This is a genomic window from Alteromonas sp. KUL49 (assembly GCF_006538345.1).
GTDB lineage: Bacteria > Pseudomonadota > Gammaproteobacteria > Enterobacterales > Alteromonadaceae > Alteromonas.
The window spans coordinates 242,360-266,172 of record NZ_BJKL01000001.1; the positions used below are offsets into that span (position 1 = coordinate 242,360).

Below are 23,813 nucleotides of genomic sequence, written 5' to 3' on the forward strand. Positions count from 1 at the left end.
AATCAAATGCAAGAATACTTACAGAAACAATTTGGTTTGGACGGCAAGATTGCCATTGTTACCGGTGCTACACGTGGGTTGGGTCAAGCCATGGCTGTGGCATTAGGCGAAGCAGGTGCTACTGTGGTTGCCGTTGGTTCTAAGCCTGAAAACCTAGCCAATACCATTGCACTCTTAGATGAGAAGGGCATTAAAAACTTAGCCTTAGGTTGCGACCAAAGTGATAGCGCACAGATCAGTGCAGTGATTGAAAAGACCATCAGCGAATTCGGTCGTATCGATATTTTGGTCAACAATGCCGGTACCATTAAACGTGCGCCTGCCCATGAGTTTAGTAACGAAGACTGGAACGAAGTTATCAACGTTAATCTTAACGGTGTATTCCAGTTCTGTCGTGATGCCGGTAAGCACATGATTGCACAAGGCTCAGGTAAAATTATCAATATAGCGTCGCTATTGAGTTTCTCTGGCGGTATCACTGTGCCGGCTTATGCTGCCAGTAAAGGTGGTGTTGCTCAGGTCACTAAGGCACTGGCAAATGAGTGGGCTTCTCATGGTATTCAAGTCAATGCAATAGCGCCTGGCTATTTTGAAACTGACAATACCTTCAATCTGCGCCAAGACGCTGAGCGTTTCGAGAGTATCTCTGCACGTATTCCTGCGGGTGAATGGGGTAAACCAGAAGACCTTGCGGGTGCCACAGTTTTCTTGTCGAGCAATGCCTCAAATTATATGAATGGTCACATCATGCTGGTTGATGGCGGCTGGATGGCACGTTAATTCGTTGCTTTTTATCTAAATTAAACGAGAGAAATAGTTATGGATTTCATGTACTCCGCAGACATTAGAAGTTACAAAACTATGCGCAATGACGAATTGCGTGAAGCCTTTGTAACCAAGCCACTGTTCGAAGCAGGTAAAATCAACCTGACTTACACCGATGTAGATCGCGGTGTTGTTGCGGGTATCGTGCCCACTAGCGATGCGATAGCGCTTCCCACTCATAAAGAGTTGGCAGCCGACTATTTTTGTCAGCGCAGAGAAGCAGGTGTTATTAACATTGGTGGTAATGGGAGCATTGTCGTTGATGGTGAAACCTATTCCATGCAGAACAAAGACAGCTTATACATTGCTAAAGAGAGCCAAGAGGTAAGTTTTGCCTCTGATGATGCAAGCGCTCCTGCTAAGTTCTACTTGGTGTCTTACCCTGCTCACCGTGTTACTAAAACAGTGCATGTGCCAAAGAGCAAAGCACAGACCATTGACCTAGGTGCCAATGAGACGTCTAACGAACGTACCATTTTCCAGTCAATTCGTCCTGGTATTGTAGACAGCTGTCAGTTGGTCATGGGAATTACCGAGCTTAAATCAGGCAGTGTTTGGAATACTAAGCCGCCACACACCCATTACCGACGCACCGAAATCTACATGTACTTCGATCTACCGGAAGATGAGCGTGTTTTTCATATGATGGGAGAGCCTAAAGAGGTGCGTGCGTTGTCTTTACCTCCAGAGGTAGCGATCGCTTCACCGAGTTGGTCTATTCACAGTGGTGTGGGTACGACGAATTACACCTTTGTTTGGGCAATGGGTGGCGAAAACCAAGAGTTTGATGACATGGACCATCTAGCGATTAGCGATTTGGGCTAAAAAGCTAGGGCAAAAGCAGACACGGATTGAATAATAATTAGGTGTATTAGAATGAATTTGTTAGATGCAGTACCTCCCGGCGTAGTAAGTGGTGAAGCGTTGGATTTGCTATACCGGATTGCAAGGGAGAATAAATTCGCTTACCCAGCGGTAAATGTTGTTGGCACTCACTCAATTAATGCTGCGTTGGAAGCGGCTAAAAACAGCCAATCACCAATTATTATTCAGCTTTCCTATAGTGGCGCGGCCTTTTTTGTAGGCAAAGGCGCCAATGTGTCTGGGCACGATGCCTCAGTCGCGGGCGCTATTGCGGCCGCACACTATGTGCATTGTGTAGCTGAGCACTATGGCGTGCCAGTGATTTTGCATACAGACCATGCAGCAAAGAAGCTGCTTCCGTGGATCGATGGTTTACTCGATGCTGGTGAGCGCTACTTTGCGCAAACAGGTAAACCTTTGTTTAGCTCACACATGTTAGATTTGTCAGAGGAGCCACTCGAAGAGAATATCCAAATTTCTAAAGCGTATTTTGCCAAAATGGACAAGTTAAACATGTCCATAGAGATCGAGCTCGGATGCACTGGCGGTGAGGAAGACGGTGTGGACAACACCGATATCGACAACTCACTTCTCTACACTCAGCCCGAGGACGTTAGCTATGCCTACGAACAACTCGCTGAAGTAGGGCCATTGTTCACTATAGCGGCCTCTTTTGGGAACGTTCATGGCGTCTACAAGCCAGGGAACGTGAAGTTAACCCCCGTTATTCTTAAAAACTCACAGGCATATGTGTCTGAAAAATTCGGTTTGGGCCAAAACTCGCTTAATTTTGTTTTTCACGGCGGCTCAGGTTCGCGACCTGAAGAAATCGAGGAAGCGATAAGCTACGGTGTTATCAAGATGAATATCGACACCGATACACAATGGGCAAGTTGGCAAGGAATCTACGACTATTACCACACTAACGAAGACAAACTACAGTCTCAGATAGGTAATAATGAAAGCCCGGATGCACCCAATAAGAAGTATTACGACCCTCGCGTATGGCTACGCAAAGCTGAGCAATCAATGGCAGAGCGTCTGATCCTCGCATTTACCGAACTCAACTGTGTAAATCGATATTCCAAATAAGACAAATAGATAAACGGGACGATAAGACTTGTTAACGAAATGTTTAATTTATCAGTCATTGTCCCTTTTTTTTAGACCAGTATCACTGAAATTTAAAACAGATATAATCAAAATCAATCATATATTATCAGTTTAACTCTTTTTTAACCTATTTTATTCATGTAGTATACATGGACTAAAACTATCACTGATAGATTTACCACGCTTGATTTATGGCTCCTTGCCTGTCCATCAGAGTCTAGAGTGACGTGAGTAAAACATATTAGGTACTGAGTATATGAAATTGAAAATAAATAATTTGCTGAAAACGATTGCAGCGTCCTGTGCACTTCTCTCTTCTGTTACTTTTGCTTCTGAAAAGCCCAATATCATTTTCATTTTGACAGACGATTTAGGGTTCAACCAAGTAGGCGCATACGGTGATACGCCTATTCAAACGCCCAACCTTGATGCTATGGCTGCCAGTGGGATCCGCTTCGATCAGGCGTATTCGGGCAATACGGTTTGTTCACCTTCTCGCGTGTCTTTGTTTACTGGTCGTGATGGTCGATATATGACTAACAACTCGAATACGGTTGAGCTCAATCACAAAGATATCACCCTCGCTCACGTGCTCAAGCACGCGAACTATGACACCACGCTCATTGGTAAGTATTCCATTGGACAACAAATGGGGGTGACTGACCCACTCGCCATGGGGTTTGATACTTGGTATGGCATGTATTCTATATTGGAAGGTCATCGTCAATACCCGCACATTATGTGGCGAGATGGACAAAAGATCCGTATAGAAGCAAACGAAGGTGGTAAAAAAGGTGCATACGCGCAGCGTTTATTCACCGACGAGGCTATCAAGTACATTGTAGAACCCCGAGAAAATCCCTTCTTCATGATGCTTACGTACTCTTCGCCTCATGCCGAGCTTGGGGTACCTGAAGAATTTAGCCAGCCTTACGCATTTGAGGAAAACCCTTACTCAGGTATGAAAGGTGGCGTTCCTGCAGATAAGTACGCATCTTACTATCCTGAGCCGGTAGATAAGCCAAACGCTGTTTTAGCGGGTATGGTTTCAGCGCTTGATCATTACATTGGTGAAATTGTTGCCACATTGGAAGCTCAAGGCGAACTAGATAACACTCTGATTTTCTTCACTTCGGATAATGGCCCACACGACGAGGGCGGTGCTGATCCAGAATTCTTTGAAGCATCGGCCCCTTATAAAGGCCAGAAACGAGACTTATACGATGGTGGTATTCACGTACCAATGATTGTGCATTGGCCTGCTCGCATCAAGCAAGGACGTGTGGATAACACACCGTGGGCTTTCGCAGATGTACTACCGACCTTCGCTGAAATTGCTGGCGTTAACTTAAACTATGTTCCCCGTGTGCACACTAACGGTGTATCAATTGATGGCTTATTGAGCGACAACCCTGAAGCTATGGAGGAACGTGTACTTTACTGGGAGTTTGCCAAGCAGGTGGGCGACCCTAATTCTGGAGTAATCGGCGATACTTTTCAGGCTGCACGAAAAGGTCAGTGGAAAGCAGTTCGTTACGGTTTCGACGCTGACGTAGAGCTTTACAACATCGACAATGATCCCGGTGAGTCCAATGACTTATCGGCAACGCATAAAGATCTCACTGCGATGTTTTACGCGCTGTTTGAAGAGTATAAATAATGAAAAAGACGCTCTTATCAATTGCCACCTTGTGCCTAGTTCAATTAGGTTTAGCCGGATGTGATGCTACGCCATCGAGTGAACCCTCTGAACAAGTCGCTGGGTATTTTGCTGACAACGGTACAGGTAATCCGCTAGCAGTGGTACAGCACCCAGCCGGTGAATATCACGATGGAATAACCTACGTATCCTATCAAGGGCCGTTTGAAGACCCTTATGTAGCAGCGTACAACCATGAAGCAAAAACGTGGTTAGGCCCCTTTAGAGCAGGTACTAGCGAGTTAGGTCGCAGGGAAGGCCGCACTAAGTTCGATAACCATGGTAAGCCTACGCTACTCATTGATGATGAAGGTTACATTCATATTTTTTACGGTGGTCACGGCGGTGACAGACACCATGGTGAAAACACGCTGGGTAACGTTCACCATGGAGCGAACAAGCATTCTATATCAAAGCGTCCATTCGATATCACTGAATGGGATGAAGTAGACAATATTTCAGTATTTGGAACCTACAACCAAGCACTGAAAATGGACAATGGCGATATCTACTTGTTTTATCGTCACGGTGCCCATCGCAGCAACTGGGTTTATCAGCGTTCTACCGACAACGGAAGAACCTTTGAGGCTCCAGTATCCTTCTTGAAACACAAACGTCGCACTGATTTGAAGGCGGAAGATAGTTGGTATGCGTGGGTAGGGCACGGCGAGAAAGACGAAATTATCGTGACCTTCGATTATCACCTATGTTGGGACTGGGACGCTAATGAGCGTGGGCATACCACTGAGCGTCACGATGCACATTATATGGTGTTTAATACGGTGACAGGTGACTGGACGAACGTGCAAGGGGAGTCGCTCAACATTCCACTGACTCGGGAAGAAGCGGAAGTGAAAACGCTTGCTATGAGTACCGGTCCTGACTGGACATTTAATGGAAGTACTTATTTAGATACACAAGGCTTCCCTCATATCACCACTAATGTGGGCGTTGATCTTGGACTGAAAACTGGCGGCCCTAAACTGCTCCGACACTTGCGCTGGGATGGCGAGCAATGGCTCGGAGGCAATTCTGTTAATGGCTTGGCTGCGGGAAATTCACGTGGAGACTTTATTCTTAGCGGAGAAAGTAACGTTGAAGTTATTTTGGCAGATGATGAGTCAGGTGAAGTCGCCCAATGGTTAAGCAATAACAATGGTGAAACTTTCACTAAAGGCAATGTACTGCTGACCACACAAAATGGAACCTTTGCGATCACTTCAATTATTAAAAATGCACACCCCGATGCATTGGTGATTGCAGCGATTAAAGATAAAGCAAGCCCACATAGACAAATCTACTTACTGGGTAACGAAGGGCCTATTGGAAGGCCGTTGTCAGAGGCGACGCTAGAGAAAGATACCTCTGTTTTTTACTAAACCCGATTTATCACGACGTTCTGTAGTCAAAAAAGGTGTGATTATGTTTAACAAGATTTCGAAAGTAGCAGCAATACCATTCACCGTAAGTTTGCTATTAACTGGTTGCGGTGAGTCGAGTCAAGCTCCGGTAGCTGAAACAGTGGCTCAACCAGCCACTGAAAAAGTGATGGAAATGTCCAGTGCTGAGGTTATTCGTGCCTCTGCTCATGATATCGCTACTCGTTCTGGTTTGTGGCAAATAGAGCAATTTGGCAATCTAGATTACATTCCTGAGTCACACAGAGCAAAGTCTGAAAATCCTAAGTTCTGGATACAAGCGGCTTTCTACATCGGTCTGACTAAGTGGCTCGAGGTTGACAAAAACCCAACGCTGATGGCGTACGTAGAGAATATGGCGAAAGAGCAAGAATATGGGTTACTTACCGACCGTCCTTATCATGCTGATGACCATACCATTGGTCAAACCTACCTTTGGTTAACCGAGCAAACCGGCAATCAAGATGCCTATAAACCCACCCAAGAGCACTTTGACTGGATCCTAGCGAATAAACCCGATGTAGGTTTGGAGATGTTAGATAGCACGGCAAGTGGTTCAGGTAAGGTGCATCAAGAAGGAAATTGTCAACTCCGTTGGTGCTGGGCTGATGCGCTATTCATGGCACCGAGAACTTGGCTAAAACTGAGTAACGCTACAGGCGAACCAAAATATTTCGAATACGCTGACAGCGAGTTTTGGGCGGCGGCAGATTATCTATTTTCTGATGATTACGGCTTGTTCTTCCGAGATAGTCGCTACTTTGAGATGAAAAGTGATAACGGTGAACCAGTGTTTTGGGGGCGTGGTAACGGATGGGTGTTTGCGGCCATTCCGCTAATCATTGATGATCTTCCAGCTGGCCATCCGTCACGTGAGAGATACCTTGAACTGTATAAAAAGAACGCTGCTGGACTATTAAAACTGCAGACTGAAGATGGCTACTGGCCCGCTTCGCTAATGGATCCGAACAAGGTGAAAACGCCAGAAGTGAGCGGAACCGGATTTATTACTTATGGCCTCGCTTGGGGTGTCAACAATGGTGTGCTTACCGACCCTGCTGCAAAAGAAATCGTTGAGAAAGGTTGGGCGGCATTAGAACGTGCAGTGTCTGAGAATGGACGGGTTAATTGGGTACAACACGTGGGTAAGTCCCCTGACCCAGTGAAAGAGAGTGATTCACAGCTATACGGTGTAGGCGCAGTACTTCTCGCTGCATCAGAAATGGCTAAGTGGCAATAGCTGTCGCTTTAGGGCCTAGAGTATGTCCCTGCTCCTGGCCCTTTTTTTATTCGAGGCTTGAGAGGTATCTATGCTGAGCGCGACTAAACGTTTCTTTTTGTTGTTTTCGGTGCTTGTTTCAACGGCTTGTACCATGGTGTATGAGCAAACAGAAACAAGAGATACCATCAGGGTACTGATTATTGATGGGCAGAATAATCATACCGTATGGCCAAAAAGTACGGTAATGATGAAAACCTATCTAGAGCAGACAGGGTTGTTTACGGTCGATGTTTACCGAACTAATCCTGTGTGGCGAGCCCACGAACACCCTGCGTTTCTGGCGTACTGTAACCATCGTGAGCATTTTGCTGTTGATAAGCCTGTAACTGATCCCACGTTTAATCCAACTTTTGAAAACTACGATGTCGTGGTATCTAACTTTGGTTACAACGCTGCGTATTGGCCAGAGGCAACGCAGCAATCATTTGAAGCCTACATGGCTGGCGGTGGTGCATTTGTTGCTGTTCATGCAGCAAATAATGCTTTTCCTGACTGGCAGGCATACAACGAGATTGTTGGATTAAGCGGCTGGGGTGGTCGCAACGAGAATCATGGTCCTTACGTTTACTTCGATGAGCAAGGCAATGAAATACGTGATACTGGCCATGGCAATGCTGGTGCTCATGGCACGAAGCACGAATTTCAAATAACAGCACGGACACCACATCCAATTACTCAAGATATGCCAACGACCTGGATGCATACGAAAGATGAGTGCTACGGTAATTTACGTGGCCCTGCCGAAAACTTGACCATCATCGCCAGCGCTTTGTGTCCCCTTGAAGAAAAAGGTACTGGAAAGCATGAGCCCATGCTGATGACCGTTACTTATGGTAAAGGTCGGATATTCCACACCACCTTAGGGCACCAGCAGGTGTCATTTGAGAGTGTTGGGTTTATTACCACTTTCTTACGAGGCACTGAGTGGGCTGCGACCGGAGAAGTTACTATTCCCGTACCGTCGGACTTCCCCACCGAAATGCAATCTACTCATCGACCTTTTGAGTTTAGCTTTTAAGCGGCAACTGAAACACCGGTAGTTAGGAGGTGATACATGGGCTTTTTACGAAAACTGCTAGTAGCGAGTATCGTTATAGGGTTTGTAATTAGTTGTAACACCACTGAAACTCCAGAAATACTCCCAGCCCCTATTGCGCTAAAAGTCGGTGAAGGGTTTGTCAATCCCATCGGCTATTACGAAGCTGAACCAAGGTTTTCATGGCAGCTAGGTGATAGCTTGGGTTCTGGCTATCAAATGGCCTATCAAATTCAGGTGAGTTCGACCGTCGCCTCACTGAGTGTTAATCCCGATTTATGGGATAGCGGAAAGGTATTCTCAACGGATAATGCGTGGCAGCGTTATCAAGGTAATGCCCTGGATTCGCGAGATATCGCCTTATGGCGAGTACGAATTTGGGACAACAATGGAAATGTGTCTGAGTGGAGTAAACCTCAGTCGATTGAAATGGGTTTACTCGCCACTACGGATTGGAGAGCGCATTGGATAGGACACCCTCAAACGGCGTTGTCTGCACACCCTTCCCAAGAGCGACTTGCCACACCTCAATACCTGCGCAAGACCTTTAATATTGATGGTGAAGTACAATCAGCTAGGTTGTATATCACAGCAAAAGGCTTATTTTCTGCTTTTGCGAATGGGGTAGAGATTGCGCCTAATGATGTGATGACACCTGGGTGGACACCATACGACAAAAGAATTGAATCTCTCACTTATGACGTGACTACATCGCTCGTGCAGGGTGAGAATGCATTGGCGGCAACCATTGCTGGTGGTTGGTATGCGGGCAGAATTTTTAAATTTACAGAGAAAGATCATACGCTTCCCGCCCGCCTTTTAGCTCAGCTAGAAATTACTTACCAAGATGGTCGCGTTCAGAGAGTTGTATCTGACGACTCCTGGCGAGCCTCTCAACAAGGACCAATCAGGTTTGCCAGTATTTATGATGGTGAGCACTATGATCAATCTTTTGAAATCGAGGGTTGGACAACAGCAGCATTTGTAGATGAAAACTGGGTAAGCGCTACTGCTTCTCCGCTGGACGGCGATGTGAAAATCGTTCCCAAACGCCACAACCCTATTCGTACTACAGAGCACATGACAGCAAAGGCTATCGTCAGTGTTGAAGGGGATAAAGTCGTTTTTGATTTTGGACAGAACATGGTTGGTGTGCCTAAGCTCGCTTTGCCAGTGCTTAAGGGACAAGAGGTCCAGGTTCGATATGCTGAGGCTTTGCACAAAGGTGAGTTTTATACCGACAATTATCGCAGTGCTAAATCTGAAAACCGCATTATGCCCAGCGAAAGCGGGTTGCTGGAGTATCAGCCCCGATTTACTTACCACGGTTACCGCTACCTAGAAGTTACGGGGTTTGATACCCGTTATGTGCCAAATATCTCTTGGGCAACGGCGCAAATTCAACATTCAGACGTTGATATTCACGCGAGTTTTACGTCAAGCCACCCAAAGCTAAATCAACTATCACAAAACATTGTGTGGGGACTGAGAAGTAACTTTTTTGATATTCCTTTGGATTGCCCACAGCGGGATGAGCGTTTGGGTTGGACGGGTGATGCCCAAGTATTTGTAACACCCTCTATGTATATGGCGGATGTTTATGGGTTCTGGTCAGCGTGGTTACAGAGTATTCGGGAAGAGCAAGCAGAGAATGGTAAGGTGCCGCTTTACATACCTTACGTTGAATGGTTGAACTTTGCCTCTTCGGGATGGGGAGATGCGGTCACTATTATTCCATGGGAGCTGTACATGCTCACCGGTGACAAATCCGTGCTAGAAGACAATTACGACATGATGATGTCATGGGTGCAATATCATCACAGCCAAAGTGAAGGATTTGTTTCCTCAATGAGTACTTTCGGCGACTGGCTTCAACCTTATCCTGTTATTACCAAAGAGGGGGACAACGGAAATCGAGGAAACACGGATTTTAGTTTAATTGGCACTGCCTATTTTGCGCGCTCCGTTGAGCTTACGATGAAAACCGCACAAGTACTTGGCCGTACACAAGACGAAGCCCAATTATATGAGCTTCATCAGAAGGTTAAACATGCCTTTGCAACGACATTTTTTGATGAAAATCTCAATCTTATCAACGCTATCCCGACACAAACTACTTATTTATTGGGTTTAGCCTATGACTTGTTCCCTCCACACCAAACTCCCCTAGCTGTAGATAAGCTTATTGGTCTATTGGAGCAAGCAGATATGCACTTGCGTACCGGATTTTTAGGTACTCCACTACTCACCCAAGTGCTTCAAGACGCAGGACGTAGTGACATTATTTATGAGTTACTGTTTCAAGAGACCTATCCATCTTGGTTTTATTCTATCAATAACGGCGCTACCACAACGTGGGAACGTTGGAATTCATACTCATTAGAAGATGGCTTTAATTCTGAGGGAATGAATTCACTCAACCATTATGCCTACGGCACCGTGTCGCGCTGGTTCTACGAGGGGATTTTGGGGATAAAACCACTGAGTCCCGGATTCAAGCAAGTACTCATAGCACCGCAAATTGGTGCTCGACTGACAGAAGCGAAAGGCAGCTATAACACCCCACAAGGAAAAGTCGGTGTGGAATGGAAAAAACAGGGCAATCATCTTGTTATTCACATTGAAATTCCACCAAATACTCAAGGTCACGTTGTTATTCCTGATCCATCATTGCAAGAGTTAACACTTAATGGGGTACCTGTGGAGCCAACACGACTGAACAATTTGCGAACGGGGGGCTATGAAATATCAGCCTATTTACAAAACTAAAAAAAGTAATGGTAAAAATTGTATTTAGTCTAATTTGGTCATAATTAATCATGTTAAATCTTTTCTGTTCATGTTAAATTTTCTGATTATTCGCAAAACTTGGGCCATTGGGTGAAATCATGAGACATTGGAGTACAACATTGGGTTTAGCAGATAAGCTTGTCACAGAAAAAGATCGGCTGTTCCGCCTGATACTCCTTAGTTCAGTAGCTGCGTTAGTTTCATGTACGGGCACCGCGGAGCAAAGTGCGGTTTCATCGTCCTCGACTGAGGAAAAACTACCCAACATTCTTTTCATTTTATCCGATGACCATGCATGGAACGATTATGGGTTTATGGGGCATGAACTCATCGAGACCCCAGCTCTTGATCAACTTGCCAGCGAAGGGGTTACTTTTTCTCGAGGGTATGTACCTACATCTTTGTGCCGCCCGTCACTCGCCACAATTGCAACAGGTCTTTACGCTCATCAGCATGGAATTACAGGGAATGACCCTTCTCGCTTATTACCTGGTGGAAAGCAGGGCGAGACCTATCAACAACAACGCGCTGAAATTATTGCTAAGGTTGATGAATTAGACACGATTGCTGAGTTATTAGGTGAACAAGGCTATGTGTCTTTGCAAACCGGAAAGTGGTGGGAAGGAAGCTTCGCCAGAGGTGGGTTCGATGAAGGTATGACTCGAGGTTTTCCCAATCCGGGTGGGCGTCATGGCGATGACGGGCTGACGATTGGTCGAAATGGTATTGGTGAGATCACGGACTTTATAGACCGAGCCAAAGCACAGGATAAACCCTTTTTTGTGTGGTACGCGCCGTTTATGCCTCACACCCCGCATACACCCCCTGAGCGTATACTGGCCAAATACAGAGACCAGATGTATCGGGGAAACCCACTTCCGATATCTGTAGCTAAATATTTTGCCATGGTGGAATGGTTTGATGAGACCAATCAGCAGCTTTTCGACTACCTTGAATCTGCAGGTGTTAAAGACAATACCTTAGTGGTTTATGTGTCTGACAACGGTTGGGTAACTAATCCTTCGATGTCTGAGCGCTTTCTACCGCGCTCAAAACAGAGTCCTGGTGAGAGCGGCGTACGCACACCTATCATGTTTTCTTGGCCAGAGCGCCTAGCCCCGCAAATGCGTGCCGAGGTAGTGAGCAGTATTGATATTGTTCCTACAGTACTCGCAGCCGCAGGTATTGAAGTTCCGAGCACGTTACCGGGTGAAAATCTGTTGCCTGATATGTTAGAGCAGTCGCCAATTGATCGAACCGCCATATTCGGAGAGGGGTTCGCTCATGACATGGATGACTTGAACAATCCAGAATCTACCTTGCTCTATCGTTGGGTCATCGAAGGTGAGTGGAAGCTCATTTTGAGCTACGACGGCAAGAACGTAAGCTATCAGAAATACCACAAAGACGTTCTTGCTCCACCAAGGTTATACAACCTCATGCAAGACGAGCATGAAACACAAAACCTTGCTTCTGAGCATCCCCAAATCGTTGAGCGCCTGTCACAAAAATTGACTGAGTGGTACCCCCTGAAAGAGCGTGAGGTATTGCAATAGTTCGAGTGTAAACCCAAAAAAGAAGAATAGATGTTATGTTCAAAATACGATTAAAACGTCACATGAGCTTGCCTCTTAAGATACTAATAGTGTCTTTTGTTTTGTTACATGTTAAGTGGTTACATGCAGAAGTCACACTACTGAATGAAGTCCTGATCACCGATTCGGGGTTGCACTTTGATGGACGTAAGGTGGGCAAAGATGCACAAACGTCTGCGACCAACACCTATGATTACTATTTTGGACGCAGCATTTCGGCGCACGGCGACAGCATAAAAGTGTATCAAGAATACGTTTTTATGACGTGGTATCGAGGAGGTAAGTTCGACCGCAGAGTCATGCTAACGCGCTTAAATACCAAAACGGGAAGTATTCAACATATTGCTTTTCCTCACAGGCATACGGGTTTCAGAAACATGTGGTGGATTGGTGAATCACATAACGCTATTGCAGTGGCTATTAGTCCAATCAATGAAACGATTCATCTGCTATACGACATGCACGCTTACAGCGCTAAAAAACCCAGTGACGGAAGCTTGGCTACAGATTATTTTCGCTACTCCTATTCTGTTCCTGGCGCAGCAACTGTCGCTGACGAGGACTTCACGTTAGCGCAGTTCGTCCCTGATGAGAGTCCGATCAGCACAGGTGACTACGATTACAAGCACCTGACTATGACAGGGACGATAGACCCTAGTCAGTTTGCAGGTTTGACCTACCCTACCTTTTTCACCAATACCGACGGCACCTTACTCATGTATATGCGCAAGGGTGGTAACAACAATGGTGGATACGTTTTCAATCGCTATGATGCAGAGAATCAGGTGTGGTCAGACTTTACCCAGTTTAATGTACTCAATGCATCAAATCACGGTCTAGCGTATGACTGGGGTCTTTATGGCAACATGAAGTACGTTAATGGCAAGTTACGTGTTGGCTTTCAGCGCCGATCGAGCAACAACAACGACAAATACCAATATCAAAACGGGTTTTATTACGCGTATTCCGATCACCCTGACGGTTTTGGAGAATGGAAAACCCACAATGGTGAAGTGATCCCTTTCCCACTTGTCGACGCAGACGACATTAAAATATTTGAGCCGGGTGACTTAGTAAAAACGACGACACCGAACCAAGTTTCTATTGTCAGAGGGTTCGATTGGAACGTCACTGAAAAAGGCGATGTGCATTTGATCGGTACGGTTATCGACAAAGAAAATAAAGACACTGTTCACGTTCATACCTATAAGCCTGCTGGCGCGTCAGAGTTTATCACCTCAACTGACTTTGCTGGAGCGTCTGAGATATATACCGCGGGCGATGATATTTACATTATCGGCCTGACCCGCGACGGTTACCCGTTTGTTGAAAAAGCGCAAGGTGGCACGAACGAATTTAGCCGAATTTATCAGGGGCGCGGTGGTAAACGCTTTGATCACGGTAAAGTACATATCTCTCAAGGGAAGCTTTACTACTACTTGATGGAAAGAGGATCAGGGAGCGCTCAACCACTTTACTTACAGATCATTGATCTAGATATCGTTGATAAATCCTAATTCAAAGAAATAAAAAATTGGTAAGGCCACCTGCCTGTGCTATGGTGGTTCATGTGAACCTTGTGTGTAGCAAGGTGAGAGTTTAAAAATACTGAGGCACAAAATGATTAAAAAACGCTATTTGAGCAGTATTGTTGCTGGCTTACTCGTGGTGTCAGGATGTAATAATCAAAACAATAGTGTTGTTACCGACGATGCTGCAGCGCCTAACGAACCAGAGGTGACCACATCAGCTGTTTTTAGTACATCACAAGCATCAGAAAACCTCGAGTTTGCTAAGCAGCAGTACTTGAAAATGATTGGTCATGTGGAAAAGGGCGAAAATCTTACACTCAGACCTAACTGTGCTGCGTCACCTGAGATGATTTGCGTGCCTCGCTCGGAAGAACATGACGGCATATTCATGGAGCAGTCTGAAAAATGGACGAATGGCTTCTTCCCTGGCGTGCTTTGGAAGTTGTTGTCTGCGAAGTCACACATGAACCTAACCGCAGAAGAAGAAGCTAAGCTTTATTCTTCTGCGCAATACTATCAAGCGACACTTTTCTCAGAGGCTTTGCGCGGAACAACCCATGACTTGGGTTTTATTCTTTATGATTCCTTTGGCGAAGCTCTTTCATATGACGCATTAAGTGATGAACTTCGTGCCTCGTATCAACAGGCATTAACGACTGGGCGCGCAACACTTGCTACTCGATATGGTGATGAACAAGGCGTCATACGCTCATGGGATTGGACACCGCGTATGCGTATTACCACCATGGAAGACGGAGAGCCGGTCGCAGATCGCTACACACTGTCTAATCCTTGGACCTACCCCGTTATCGTAGACAATATGATGAACTTGGAGTATTTGTTCGATAGCGACAGCGAGCGTTATCACGAAATTGCTTTCAACCACGCGAAAAATACTGCGCTAAATCATTACTTTTATGATGAAGGTGACACGGCACAACAATATCCTCTGTCTTACCATGTGTTCGATTACGGTGAGTTTAAACCAGGTAACTGGCAGGGCGTTGGTAATATTTCAGCGTGGGCTAGAGGACAAGGTTGGTCCCTTTACGGATTTGTAACTGTCGTTGAAGCTATGAAAAATGCGAATATCGATTTGGCGGATTACCCAGATTTTGAGGCTCATGTACACAAGCTATACGGTAGTGTAGAGCACTTGCTTGAAGATGGCTTGGTACCTTACTGGGATTTCTTTGCAGCTCGTGATAACGCGACTGATTATGCTGAAAATATATCCACAGATACGACGGTTTTCTCCGGTATACTCGCGCTGTGCGACAAAGATATTGAAGAGCACTTAAAGCCGTATAAGGGGTATCGCCCTATGACTCTCGATGCGTCTATGATGTCGCAAGAGTCATTAACGCGGCTTGAAGGTAAAGTGGGGCGACACGGTGAAGTCATACTGCAAGGAGACAAGTTATTACCTTGCGGTACTAAACCCTACCCTGAATCTCACACTAAGATACCTCGTGATAGTTCTGCCGCAGCAATTTATGCCGCAGCACTTTATCGCTACGCACTGTTCACCGATAATGTGGCGCATAAACAAAAGTTTGCCGATTTAGCCGATAGCATTATGGCTGAACTTACTGCGAACTATAGAACAGACCGTGCCAAAAACGGCCGGCCTAATAGTTTTGAGTATGGTTTTGTACTTGCGGAAGCTACAGGTGACATGGGCAACGGAGGCGAACTAGACACGCCGATTATCTACGGCGACTTCTATTTTATTGAAGCAAATATGTTGAAGATTGCACTTGACGCAAGCCTCTAATACTTTACAACGCTATGTGTGTTAGTTTTAAAGCGAGTGTATGACGTCACTCGCTTTTTTTATGAATAAAGGAAGGGAAATGCCGCACAGTATTCCGTCAAAGAAATTCAGCCAGTCTATTGGCGCTACATTGAGTGCCATTGCTATTACACTTACAACAGCAACTTCTGCTTTCGCTGCGCAAGATGTTTACTTTGGTACTGGGAATAAGCAGGGCGATGGGATCTACCATGCGACATTTGACGAGACTTCTGGTCATCTTTCAGCTGCTACGCGGGTCGCCGACATTGATGCTCCTGGATTTCTAGCTAAACACCCAAAGCGTGATGTTATCTATGCCGTGGCAGTAGCTGAGGATGTTCCCGTGGTTGCGGCGTACAAAAAAGCCCAAGACAGTTCTCTCGTATTCATTAACAGTGTAGCGATTGGCGATGGCTCGGGTACCCATATCTCGGTGCATCCGTCTGGCAAGTTTCTAATTACCGCTCAATATGGCGGTGGGTCAGTAGCGGTATTTTCTCTTGGTGAAGACGGGGAAATCGTTGAGCGCACACAACTGATTGAGCACCAAGGCGGTAGCAAAGTCTACAAGAATCGACAGGATAGCCCGCATCCACATTGGGTTGGATTTTCACCCGATGGAGAGTACGCAGTCGTTCCAGACCTTGGACTCGACGCTGCTATTATATATGAAGTCAATGAAAGTGAGTATACACTTACTCATCATGGTGAAGCAGTCACAGTTGCTGGTGGTGGTCCTCGTCATATGAGATTTTCGGTGGATGGGGAACGCATTTTTCTGCTCAATGAGTTCACTTTGAGTATATCAACTTTTGACTATGACGCGGCGAAAGGTACTGCCCAACGTGTCTCGGTGACACCTACCTTATCGGAAGCGACGAAATCACAAGAAGCATTCAATTCAGCCTCTGAAATCTTAGTGCATCCCAATGGCGAGTTCGTTTATTCAGCCAACCGCGGTCATGACTCGGTGAGTGTGTTCACTTTAGATGATGACGGAGCGCTATCGCTATTAGAAAATGAACACGTACGCGGCGCATTCCCTCGTAATATCAACTTGGATTTATCAGGTAAGTGGCTGTTTGCAGCGGGACAGCACTCAAATACGGTATCGGTGTTTGCTATCGATCAGTCCTCAGGCTTACTGCAATATCAAACCGGTAATACGATAAATGTCCCTGAGCCAATTTGTATTTTATTTGATGAATAGTGCTGTTGAAAAAGCTCTCTCGAAGGGATGAGAGAGCTTTCAAAACTAGTTTGTTAAAACTAGGGAGTTACCGTAAATGTTTCGGTAAGAGTGTCAGCGGAGGATGTGCCAACCTCGACAACAAAATCTCCTGCTTCCACTTTTGTTTCCATATCTAGCCCAGTAAAGGCCAACATATCTGGGGTGATTGTAAAAGAGACCATTCTGGATTCGTTAGGTGCTAGCGATATTTTTTCGAACCCCTTGAGTTCTTTCGCCGGGCGGATCACTGAACCGATAACGTCTTGTATATAAAGCTGAACCACTTCTTTGGCATGATAATTACCCGTGTTTGTTACTGTTACTGACACAGTAAAGGATTCATCTTTAGATACCTCATTTTTCGATAGTACCAAATCACTGTAGTTGAATGTGGTGTAACTCAGCCCGAAACCAAAGGGGTAAAGAGGTTGTGCTCCCAAGAACATATACTCTTTCTTAAAGTTGATATTTTTCTGACTGTAATGGAAGGGCAGTTGGCCAATATGACGAGGCACAGTCACGGGCAGTTTTCCAGAGGGTATTGCTTCGCCGATGAGCATTTTCGCTACCGCAAGATCACCTTGTTCACTTAAATCCCATGTATCTAGAATGGCATCCGCATGCTCATTTACCTCAGGTATTGCCAGCGTACGTCTGTGTTTGAGTACAACGATAACAGGCTTCCCAAGTGCGCTAACCTGCTCTACTAGCGTATTTTGTAAACCTACGAGCTGAATAGAGGCGCGATCGCCTAATCCACGGGCAAAGTAGGCTTCTTTAGCAGTGAATTTGTCGCCGCCCAAGAAAAGCACAATAACGTCGCTTTGTTTTGCTGCATTGATTGCGTTGTCAAAACCTTCTTGATTCTCACTGTTGGTGAGTAATCTTGGCTCAAAGGGCTGTTCGTCGGTTAAAGAGAAGCCCGGTTCAACAACAAGTGCCTGTGTATCTCCTAAAACTTCTCTGAATTGCTGTTCGGTGTTGTCGCCCACTAATGGGCCAATCAAACCAATGGTTGCATTGTTGATGTTTTCCAGTGGAAGTGTGTTGTTAGCGTTCCTCAACAGAATAATAGATTCAAGATCAGCTTCATGTGCGAGTGACAAGGACTGTTCGTTTCGCACGGCAGCGGCGACCTTTGATACATCGATAAACGGATTATCAAATAGCCCAAGAATAAACTTAACCCTTAGTACTCGACGAACGGCATTATCAATTTGCTCCACAATTGCAGGGTTTTCGCGAGCTAAGCGAGGTAGGTATGCATATGCATCTTCACTGTACAAATCGATGTCTAGCCCTGCATCTAAACCCATAAGGGCTGCATCGTCTGGCGTTTCGGCAACACCCATAAAATAATGCAGACGTGCGATGTCATTAGAATCTGATACGGTATATCCTGAGAACCCCCATTGATCTCGTAGTAAGTCGGTGAGTAACGCTTTATTGCCGTGACTTGCGATACCATTGAGATCACCATGAGACGCCATAATGCCTAGTGTATGCGCTTCTTGTACCGCCGCTTTAAAGGGAGGAAAAATTTCATCAATAAGCGTGCGTTCTGAGATTTGAATAGATGCAAAGTTACGTCCGCCTTCTACTTGACCATAGCCTGCGAAATGTTTAGTCACTGCACCTATGTGTGTTCCGGCCGATAAGCCTTCAAAACGGCCCTGTACACCATTGACGGCAGCAACTACCATACGTGTGGTGAGATAAGTATCCTCGCTATATGCTTCGCTCATGCGACCGAATCTGGGGTCACGCATGATATCAGCTTCAGGTGAGTGGCAGATGTGAAGCCCTCGTAAACGCGCCTCTCGACCAATCGTATCCCATACCTGTTCAACAAGAGGTTCGTTCCAAGTTGCAGCCATATTCAATGGGCGGCTGAATCGCGTTGTGCCTGTAGCATCCACACCGTTATAGGCTTCAGTGATAAATAGGGCAGGAATACCCAAGCGGCTATTCTCTATGATGTATTTTTGTAGCAAATTATTGTGTATCGCGGCTTGCTCGGGGCTGAGGAATTCCCCTGGGTTTTTAATGCCTGCAATTCCGTACTTGAGCTTTTCCTGAACAACCTCTGACAAGATTAACTCGTTGCTCTCTGAAGCTTCAACACCTTTGTTAGCATGAAAAATACGCATCTGACCCACTTTTTCCTCTAGTGTCATTTGCGCCACAAGTCGCTCCACTTTCGCCGATATTTCAGCTTCTTCTTTCACTGATAGCGGTGAGGAAATAACAGAAAAAACAGGAAATAGCAGAAGTAACGTCAGTTTACTTAGCTTGTTTAACATGATGGGTACACCTTGTTATTGTTTGTAGTTAGCACAGCTGATGCACGCAATTTCATAAATGGGTCATGCGGCCTTACCAGTGCAATCCTAACAATTCCGTGGTGTGAAGATCAATCGAAAAGATTGTAAATGATTTTTATTGATTGATTGTGACTTGTGGGCGTGCTGAACGGTTTGAGCATGCCCACGTGTAGATAGATGATTACTGTTGAGTATATTTACCCGTCAACATGTCAGTAATGTCGGCCGCGGTGGCGAAGTTGTTTCCGCCTTTATTGGCGCCAGTGATCCACCAATACATCATACCGGCGTCTGAGCAATCGAATTTATTGGTTTGGAACGGAACTATGCCGTCTTGCTCTGCATAGGCGAGCATTTCCCATATAAAGTTCATACCAGGGTTATTTGATTCTTTAGCCCAGTCCCACTCGTGAATCGGGCCCTGCAAACCCAAATTTTGGTCGCCAATTTGGTGTTCTGTTACACCGTGCTCAAGGATTTGCTCCCACGTAAAGAAGTCGCCACTGTTGTCATTTGCAGGGTGATGCGACACCACGTGGACGTACTTGGTTACGTCGGGGTTTGCTTCTGCTAATGCATATCCAATAAGGTCTGGCTCTCCAGCCTCAATAATCCATAAAGGATCGTCAGATGTTGAATTGTTTATTGCATCTACCAAGTCTTGAGTAGCTTCTTGTTGGTGCGTTCTACAATTGTAATAGTCTCGCAGCTGTGGAAAAGGACCGAAAAGCTCGATACTTTTTCCACTCAGGTAATGAAGTACTTTCTGGCGACGTGCTTCGTTTTCTGGGTCTATTTGATAGCGAGCCTTGTTTCTGAAAGGGTCTAAATCGCAAGAATGAGATATGTGTACTATGCGATCAGATAGCCCCGTTTGTTGTAATAACGCAAACATCACTGGTGTTGCACCAATATCATCAGGATCCGGTGAATTACCGTCAATGACCACCGCTAGTCTGCCTTGGGGTGCCTTAACAGTATCTAACTCTGTATCGGTTACATAACGTTCCCAGAACGCATGGACAGACTCTGTTCTGTGATCTTGGTCGAAGATCCACCAAATCTCTGCGTGGTCTGAAAAGTCTACACCGCCTTTGGGAATGACCGAGTAGGATGCGTCAAATTCGGTACCTTTTATCAAACTATCAGCGAGCGTCCAAAGCGCTTTTGGTACGGCGAAGCTGTTCTCTTCACTCGTAGCCGCGTTTATCCATTTATTGCCCTCTGCAACATACATGGGCGTCACAGGACCCCTTCGATTATTTCTATCAAAGATCCGTCGCGGCTTGTTACCGTCTGATACGGGCTGATAGTGTGTTAATGCTTTCACTCGAGCGAGTGCTTCGGGGTTGGTTTTACTCTCATTCCAATCGCTATGTTGAACAACAATAACGTTGTTTTTTATTACCGATGGATGAATACCCGCCGAGAGCAGTGCTTCTAGCCAGTCTCGCGTAAAGTCTGACTGTCCAGCCTCTTGTACCCACGCTTTACCACCTTGGGCAAGAACGGCCTTTACCCTGTCTCTTACCAGTGTTATCGCATTGTCTCGGTGATGATGAGCGTCTACCCAGTTAAAGTTCTCTTTACCGAAAGCAAGCTCAAGCAACCCGTTTGCATTAATATAATCGCCTACTTGCTCGCCGTAAGTGCCTGCAACAGCGATAAAGTTTGTATTATTCATGTCCTCATGGGCAAACATTGAACCTAGCGCGGCAATGGCGTGAATGTCATCAGCATCTGGCTTCAAATCGAATTGCGATACAAGAATATCACTGTGTTTGCTGAAGTAGGCCCGCGGTCGTTGTGCCGCTTCTGAAGGTGATACGGTTAGTGATTGCCAACGACCTCTTGACCACGCTGTACCGCCATGCTCAGGTATTTCACCATTGGTATGCGCTACTGACGCTACACTGATAGTGTCGCCTGACTTAAGTGTTATGTCTCGCCATGTATGTGGCGCCGGTGCTAAATCTAACTCAGACCCCTTGCCAATATAGGCACCACGGTATGTTCCAACGACCACGCCGTTCACCAACAGTCGATAAATGGGCTCACCATCTTCTTCACTCATAGTAGTAATTTGAATATCGAATCGACCTGATTGGCCGGTATATTCCACCGAAGCTTGGGCAAATAAATTGCGATATTCAACACGACGCGCGTCAATCGCTAGTGCATTATTTCTACGGTCATGGTAGTAGGGCGCGTCTGCATCGGCATTAATAGCAAAGTCTTCAATAGCGTTATATACAATAGGTGCTTGGGTCGCTGCATCCACACCAAAAGAGGTGACTAATGCAAACAGCAGTGAAGTGACGGCGATACGGCTTGTTTTGATAAACATCGATTGATGACTTTATATTGTTGGATTTGATTGAAAATGATAATTTTTTGTTAGCAAAGGATCAAGCTTTACTAAATAATGTTCACATACTCATTGAAGTAACCAAGCTAAAGTGCGAGCTGGAAAATACAAATTTGAATATGAACTAAGGGGATTTTGTCAGTGACGTTAACAATAAAAGCTCATTTACTTTGGGGTATAATAGCGTTTGCCACACTGAGCTACTGTAATTCGACATCTGCACAGACAGCGAGTACACCTCATACAGACACTCGACCTAATATTCTCTGGCTTGTCGTAGAAGACATGAGTCCAATCATTGCTGCATATGGTGATGACACGGTGGACACACCAAACATTGATAGATTGGCCAAAGAGGGGGGTTACTTACACCAACGTTTATTCCACATCCGGTGTTTGTGCTCCGAGTCGAGCTGCAATTACGCTAGGAATGTATCCCTCAGCCGTGGGTGCTAACCATATGCGTACGTCATCAAATACCCAAGATACTGGGTTACCTGCTTATGAAGCGGTACCGCCAGCACACGCGAAAATACTGAGTCAGTACTTGCGCGAGGCGGGCTATTACACCACTAACAATGTAAAAACTGATTATCAGTTTTTACCACCTAAGGCCGCTTGGAACGAGAGTAGTGTTTTTGCCCACTGGCGTAATAGACCTGCTGGCCAACCTTTCTACGCGGTGTTCAATTTTACAACAACCCATGAGTCAGGTTTGTTTGAGCCGTATGGAATAAGACATATAGAGTCGAGACACTACTTTTCTGATGATGCTGCGCGTATCGCCCAACTTCCACAGCATCATGCTCAGAAAACCAGTGTCATCGACACGCCTATACACCTACCAATTGATACGGTTTTCAAAGTTCCTCCATATCTTCCAGATACCCCTGAAGTACAATATGACCTGTGGAAAATGTATAACAATTTGGTCGAAACAGATCGTCAAATTGGTGCGATTATTCAACAGCTTATTGATGACAATTTGTATGATTCTACCATTGTCGTTTTCTATTCTGACCATGGCGGTCCCCTGCCTCGTCAAAAACGACTCATTTACGATAGCGGGCTTCAGGTTCCATTTATTATTCGTTTTCCCAATGCGCGGCGAGGGGGAAGTACAGACGACCAATTGATTAGCTTCGTTGATTTTGCACCAACCACACTAGGCATGGCGGGCATCGACGCACCACCGCACATGCATGGTCAGGATTTTTTGGCGATTGATACAGAAAAGAGAGAATACATTCATGCAGCGGCAGACCGATTTGATGGTTTTACCGACGTGATAAGAGCGGTGAAGAACGAGAGATTTAAGTACATTCGAAACTATCGGCCTGAGCAGGGTTACTATTTACCTGTGGTATATCGTGAGAGGATCCCTACGATGCAAGCACTACTGAGACTGCGAGATAGCAACGGGCTAACGCCAGAACAAGCACAGTGGTTTCGGACGAGTAAACCCGTGGAGGAGCTTTTTGATACCCATAACGACCCACATGAACTTGTTAATCTTGCCGGTGAAGAACGATACCAAGATGAGTTGCGCCAACTTCGTCTGGAAATGGACCGTTGGCTTGCGGACATTGGTGATGTTCCAAATACTGCCGAGGTTGATTTAATAAACGCATTGTGGGGCGGGCAGCCAGAAAAGCCCACAACTGCGACGCCTGAGTTCAGCACGATGAATAATAAGTTTGTGCTTTCTAGTGATACCGAGGGCGCGGTTATTTCTTACCAATTGAGTTCGGATGATTCAGCACAGTGGCATTTGTACACCGGTCCCTTTTTGGTTCCAAGTAAAACGTCAGTGACGGCTGTGGCACATCGTTTGGGTTTTAATGAAAGTCCTTCAGTAGTGGTGAAAAATTAATCTTATTCTGGATTGTTACTGTGGTGTTAAGAAATTAAATGATATATATTGACTGCAAATGATTG

15 protein-coding genes are annotated in these 23,813 nt (G+C 45.6%); 13 read left to right on the top strand and 2 right to left on the bottom strand.

Annotated features, from left to right (window positions below):
* The first annotated feature begins 6 nt into the window (after window positions 1-6).
* The 12 genes from kduD (at window position 7) to EYS00_RS01185 (ending at window position 17,162) form a co-directional block, all read left to right on the top strand.
* The gene (gene kduD, locus EYS00_RS01130) at window positions 7-780 is read left to right on the top strand and encodes a 2-dehydro-3-deoxy-D-gluconate 5-dehydrogenase KduD (protein WP_130634743.1); all 774 of its coding nucleotides are present in this window, start codon (window positions 7-9) and stop codon (window positions 778-780) included.
* Between the two features lie 39 nt (window positions 781-819).
* Window positions 820-1,650 (top strand): 5-dehydro-4-deoxy-D-glucuronate isomerase, encoded by an 831-nt coding sequence (gene kduI / locus EYS00_RS01135; protein ID WP_130634744.1) that lies wholly within the window; start codon window positions 820-822, stop codon window positions 1,648-1,650.
* Between the two features lie 51 nt (window positions 1,651-1,701).
* Entirely contained in the window at window positions 1,702-2,781 is a 1,080-nt protein-coding gene (gene fbaA, locus EYS00_RS01140; protein WP_130634745.1) for a class II fructose-bisphosphate aldolase, read from the top strand.
* Window positions 2,782-3,058: 277 nt separating this feature from the next.
* Window positions 3,059-4,462, top strand: coding sequence for a sulfatase-like hydrolase/transferase (locus EYS00_RS01145; protein WP_130634746.1), 1,404 nt, complete (start codon window positions 3,059-3,061; stop codon window positions 4,460-4,462).
* On the top strand, window positions 4,462-5,880 hold the full coding sequence (locus EYS00_RS01150; protein ID WP_130634747.1) for a BNR-4 repeat-containing protein: 1,419 nt from the start codon (window positions 4,462-4,464) through the stop codon (window positions 5,878-5,880). Before EYS00_RS01145 ends, EYS00_RS01150 begins: the two co-directional genes overlap by 1 nt.
* A 43-nt stretch (window positions 5,881-5,923) precedes the next feature.
* A complete protein-coding gene (locus EYS00_RS01155) occupies window positions 5,924-7,159 on the top strand; it encodes a glycoside hydrolase family 105 protein (protein ID WP_130634748.1) in 1,236 nt (411 codons plus the stop codon).
* A gap of 70 nt (window positions 7,160-7,229) precedes the next feature.
* Window positions 7,230-8,219, top strand: coding sequence for a ThuA domain-containing protein (locus EYS00_RS01160; protein ID WP_242618599.1), 990 nt, complete (start codon window positions 7,230-7,232; stop codon window positions 8,217-8,219).
* Between the two features lie 36 nt (window positions 8,220-8,255).
* Window positions 8,256-11,006 carry an alpha-L-rhamnosidase gene (locus EYS00_RS01165; protein ID WP_130634749.1) on the top strand — a complete coding sequence of 917 codons (2,751 nt, stop codon included), beginning with the start codon at window positions 8,256-8,258 and terminating at the stop codon, window positions 11,004-11,006.
* Between the two features lie 119 nt (window positions 11,007-11,125).
* Entirely contained in the window at window positions 11,126-12,583 is a 1,458-nt protein-coding gene (locus EYS00_RS01170) for a sulfatase (RefSeq protein ID WP_130634750.1), read from the top strand.
* Between the two features lie 89 nt (window positions 12,584-12,672).
* Entirely contained in the window at window positions 12,673-14,139 is a 1,467-nt protein-coding gene (locus tag EYS00_RS01175; RefSeq protein ID WP_307723725.1) for a BNR-4 repeat-containing protein, read from the top strand.
* Between the two features lie 103 nt (window positions 14,140-14,242).
* Window positions 14,243-15,931, top strand: coding sequence for a hypothetical protein (locus EYS00_RS01180; protein ID WP_242618600.1), 1,689 nt, complete (start codon window positions 14,243-14,245; stop codon window positions 15,929-15,931).
* 79 nt (window positions 15,932-16,010) lie between these two features.
* Window positions 16,011-17,162: a lactonase family protein gene (locus tag EYS00_RS01185; RefSeq protein ID WP_130634751.1), complete on the top strand. Its 1,152-nt coding sequence runs from the start codon at window positions 16,011-16,013 to the stop codon at window positions 17,160-17,162.
* A gap of 59 nt (window positions 17,163-17,221) precedes the next feature.
* Here the strand turns inward: EYS00_RS01185 and EYS00_RS01190 are convergent, their stop codons facing one another.
* Window positions 17,222-19,486, bottom strand: a complete 2,265-nt coding sequence (locus EYS00_RS01190) for a glycoside hydrolase family 3 N-terminal domain-containing protein (RefSeq protein WP_130634752.1) — start codon at window positions 19,484-19,486, stop codon at window positions 17,222-17,224.
* 202 nt (window positions 19,487-19,688) lie between these two features.
* Window positions 19,689-21,854, bottom strand: a complete 2,166-nt coding sequence (locus EYS00_RS20745; protein ID WP_242618601.1) for a hypothetical protein — start codon at window positions 21,852-21,854, stop codon at window positions 19,689-19,691.
* A gap of 334 nt (window positions 21,855-22,188) precedes the next feature.
* Here EYS00_RS20745 and EYS00_RS01200 point away from each other — a divergent pair, with 334 nt between their 5' ends.
* Window positions 22,189-23,748 (top strand): sulfatase-like hydrolase/transferase, encoded by a 1,560-nt coding sequence (locus EYS00_RS01200; protein ID WP_242618602.1) that lies wholly within the window; start codon window positions 22,189-22,191, stop codon window positions 23,746-23,748.
* Window positions 23,749-23,813 lie beyond the last annotated feature (65 nt).

Bases quoted from the DNA above. Each gene is read 5' to 3' on its own strand.
- EYS00_RS01160 (WP_242618599.1), top strand. From the start codon at position 7,230: ATGCTGAGCGCGACTAAACGTTTCTTTTTGTTGTTTTCGGTGCTTGTT.
- EYS00_RS01200 (WP_242618602.1), top strand. From the start codon at position 22,189: ATGACACGGTGGACACACCAAACATTGATAGATTGGCCAAAGAGGGGG.
- EYS00_RS01180 (WP_242618600.1), top strand. From the start codon at position 14,243: ATGATTAAAAAACGCTATTTGAGCAGTATTGTTGCTGGCTTACTCGTG.
- EYS00_RS01145 (WP_130634746.1), top strand. From the start codon at position 3,059: ATGAAATTGAAAATAAATAATTTGCTGAAAACGATTGCAGCGTCCTGT.
- kduD (WP_130634743.1), top strand. From the start codon at position 7: ATGCAAGAATACTTACAGAAACAATTTGGTTTGGACGGCAAGATTGCC.
- EYS00_RS01185 (WP_130634751.1), top strand. From the start codon at position 16,011: ATGCCGCACAGTATTCCGTCAAAGAAATTCAGCCAGTCTATTGGCGCT.
- kduI (WP_130634744.1), top strand. From the start codon at position 820: ATGGATTTCATGTACTCCGCAGACATTAGAAGTTACAAAACTATGCGC.
- EYS00_RS01190 (WP_130634752.1), bottom strand. From the start codon at position 19,486: ATGTTAAACAAGCTAAGTAAACTGACGTTACTTCTGCTATTTCCTGTT.
- fbaA (WP_130634745.1), top strand. From the start codon at position 1,702: ATGAATTTGTTAGATGCAGTACCTCCCGGCGTAGTAAGTGGTGAAGCG.
- EYS00_RS20745 (WP_242618601.1), bottom strand. From the start codon at position 21,854: ATGTTTATCAAAACAAGCCGTATCGCCGTCACTTCACTGCTGTTTGCA.
- EYS00_RS01170 (WP_130634750.1), top strand. From the start codon at position 11,126: ATGAGACATTGGAGTACAACATTGGGTTTAGCAGATAAGCTTGTCACA.
- EYS00_RS01150 (WP_130634747.1), top strand. From the start codon at position 4,462: ATGAAAAAGACGCTCTTATCAATTGCCACCTTGTGCCTAGTTCAATTA.
- EYS00_RS01165 (WP_130634749.1), top strand. From the start codon at position 8,256: ATGGGCTTTTTACGAAAACTGCTAGTAGCGAGTATCGTTATAGGGTTT.
- EYS00_RS01155 (WP_130634748.1), top strand. From the start codon at position 5,924: ATGTTTAACAAGATTTCGAAAGTAGCAGCAATACCATTCACCGTAAGT.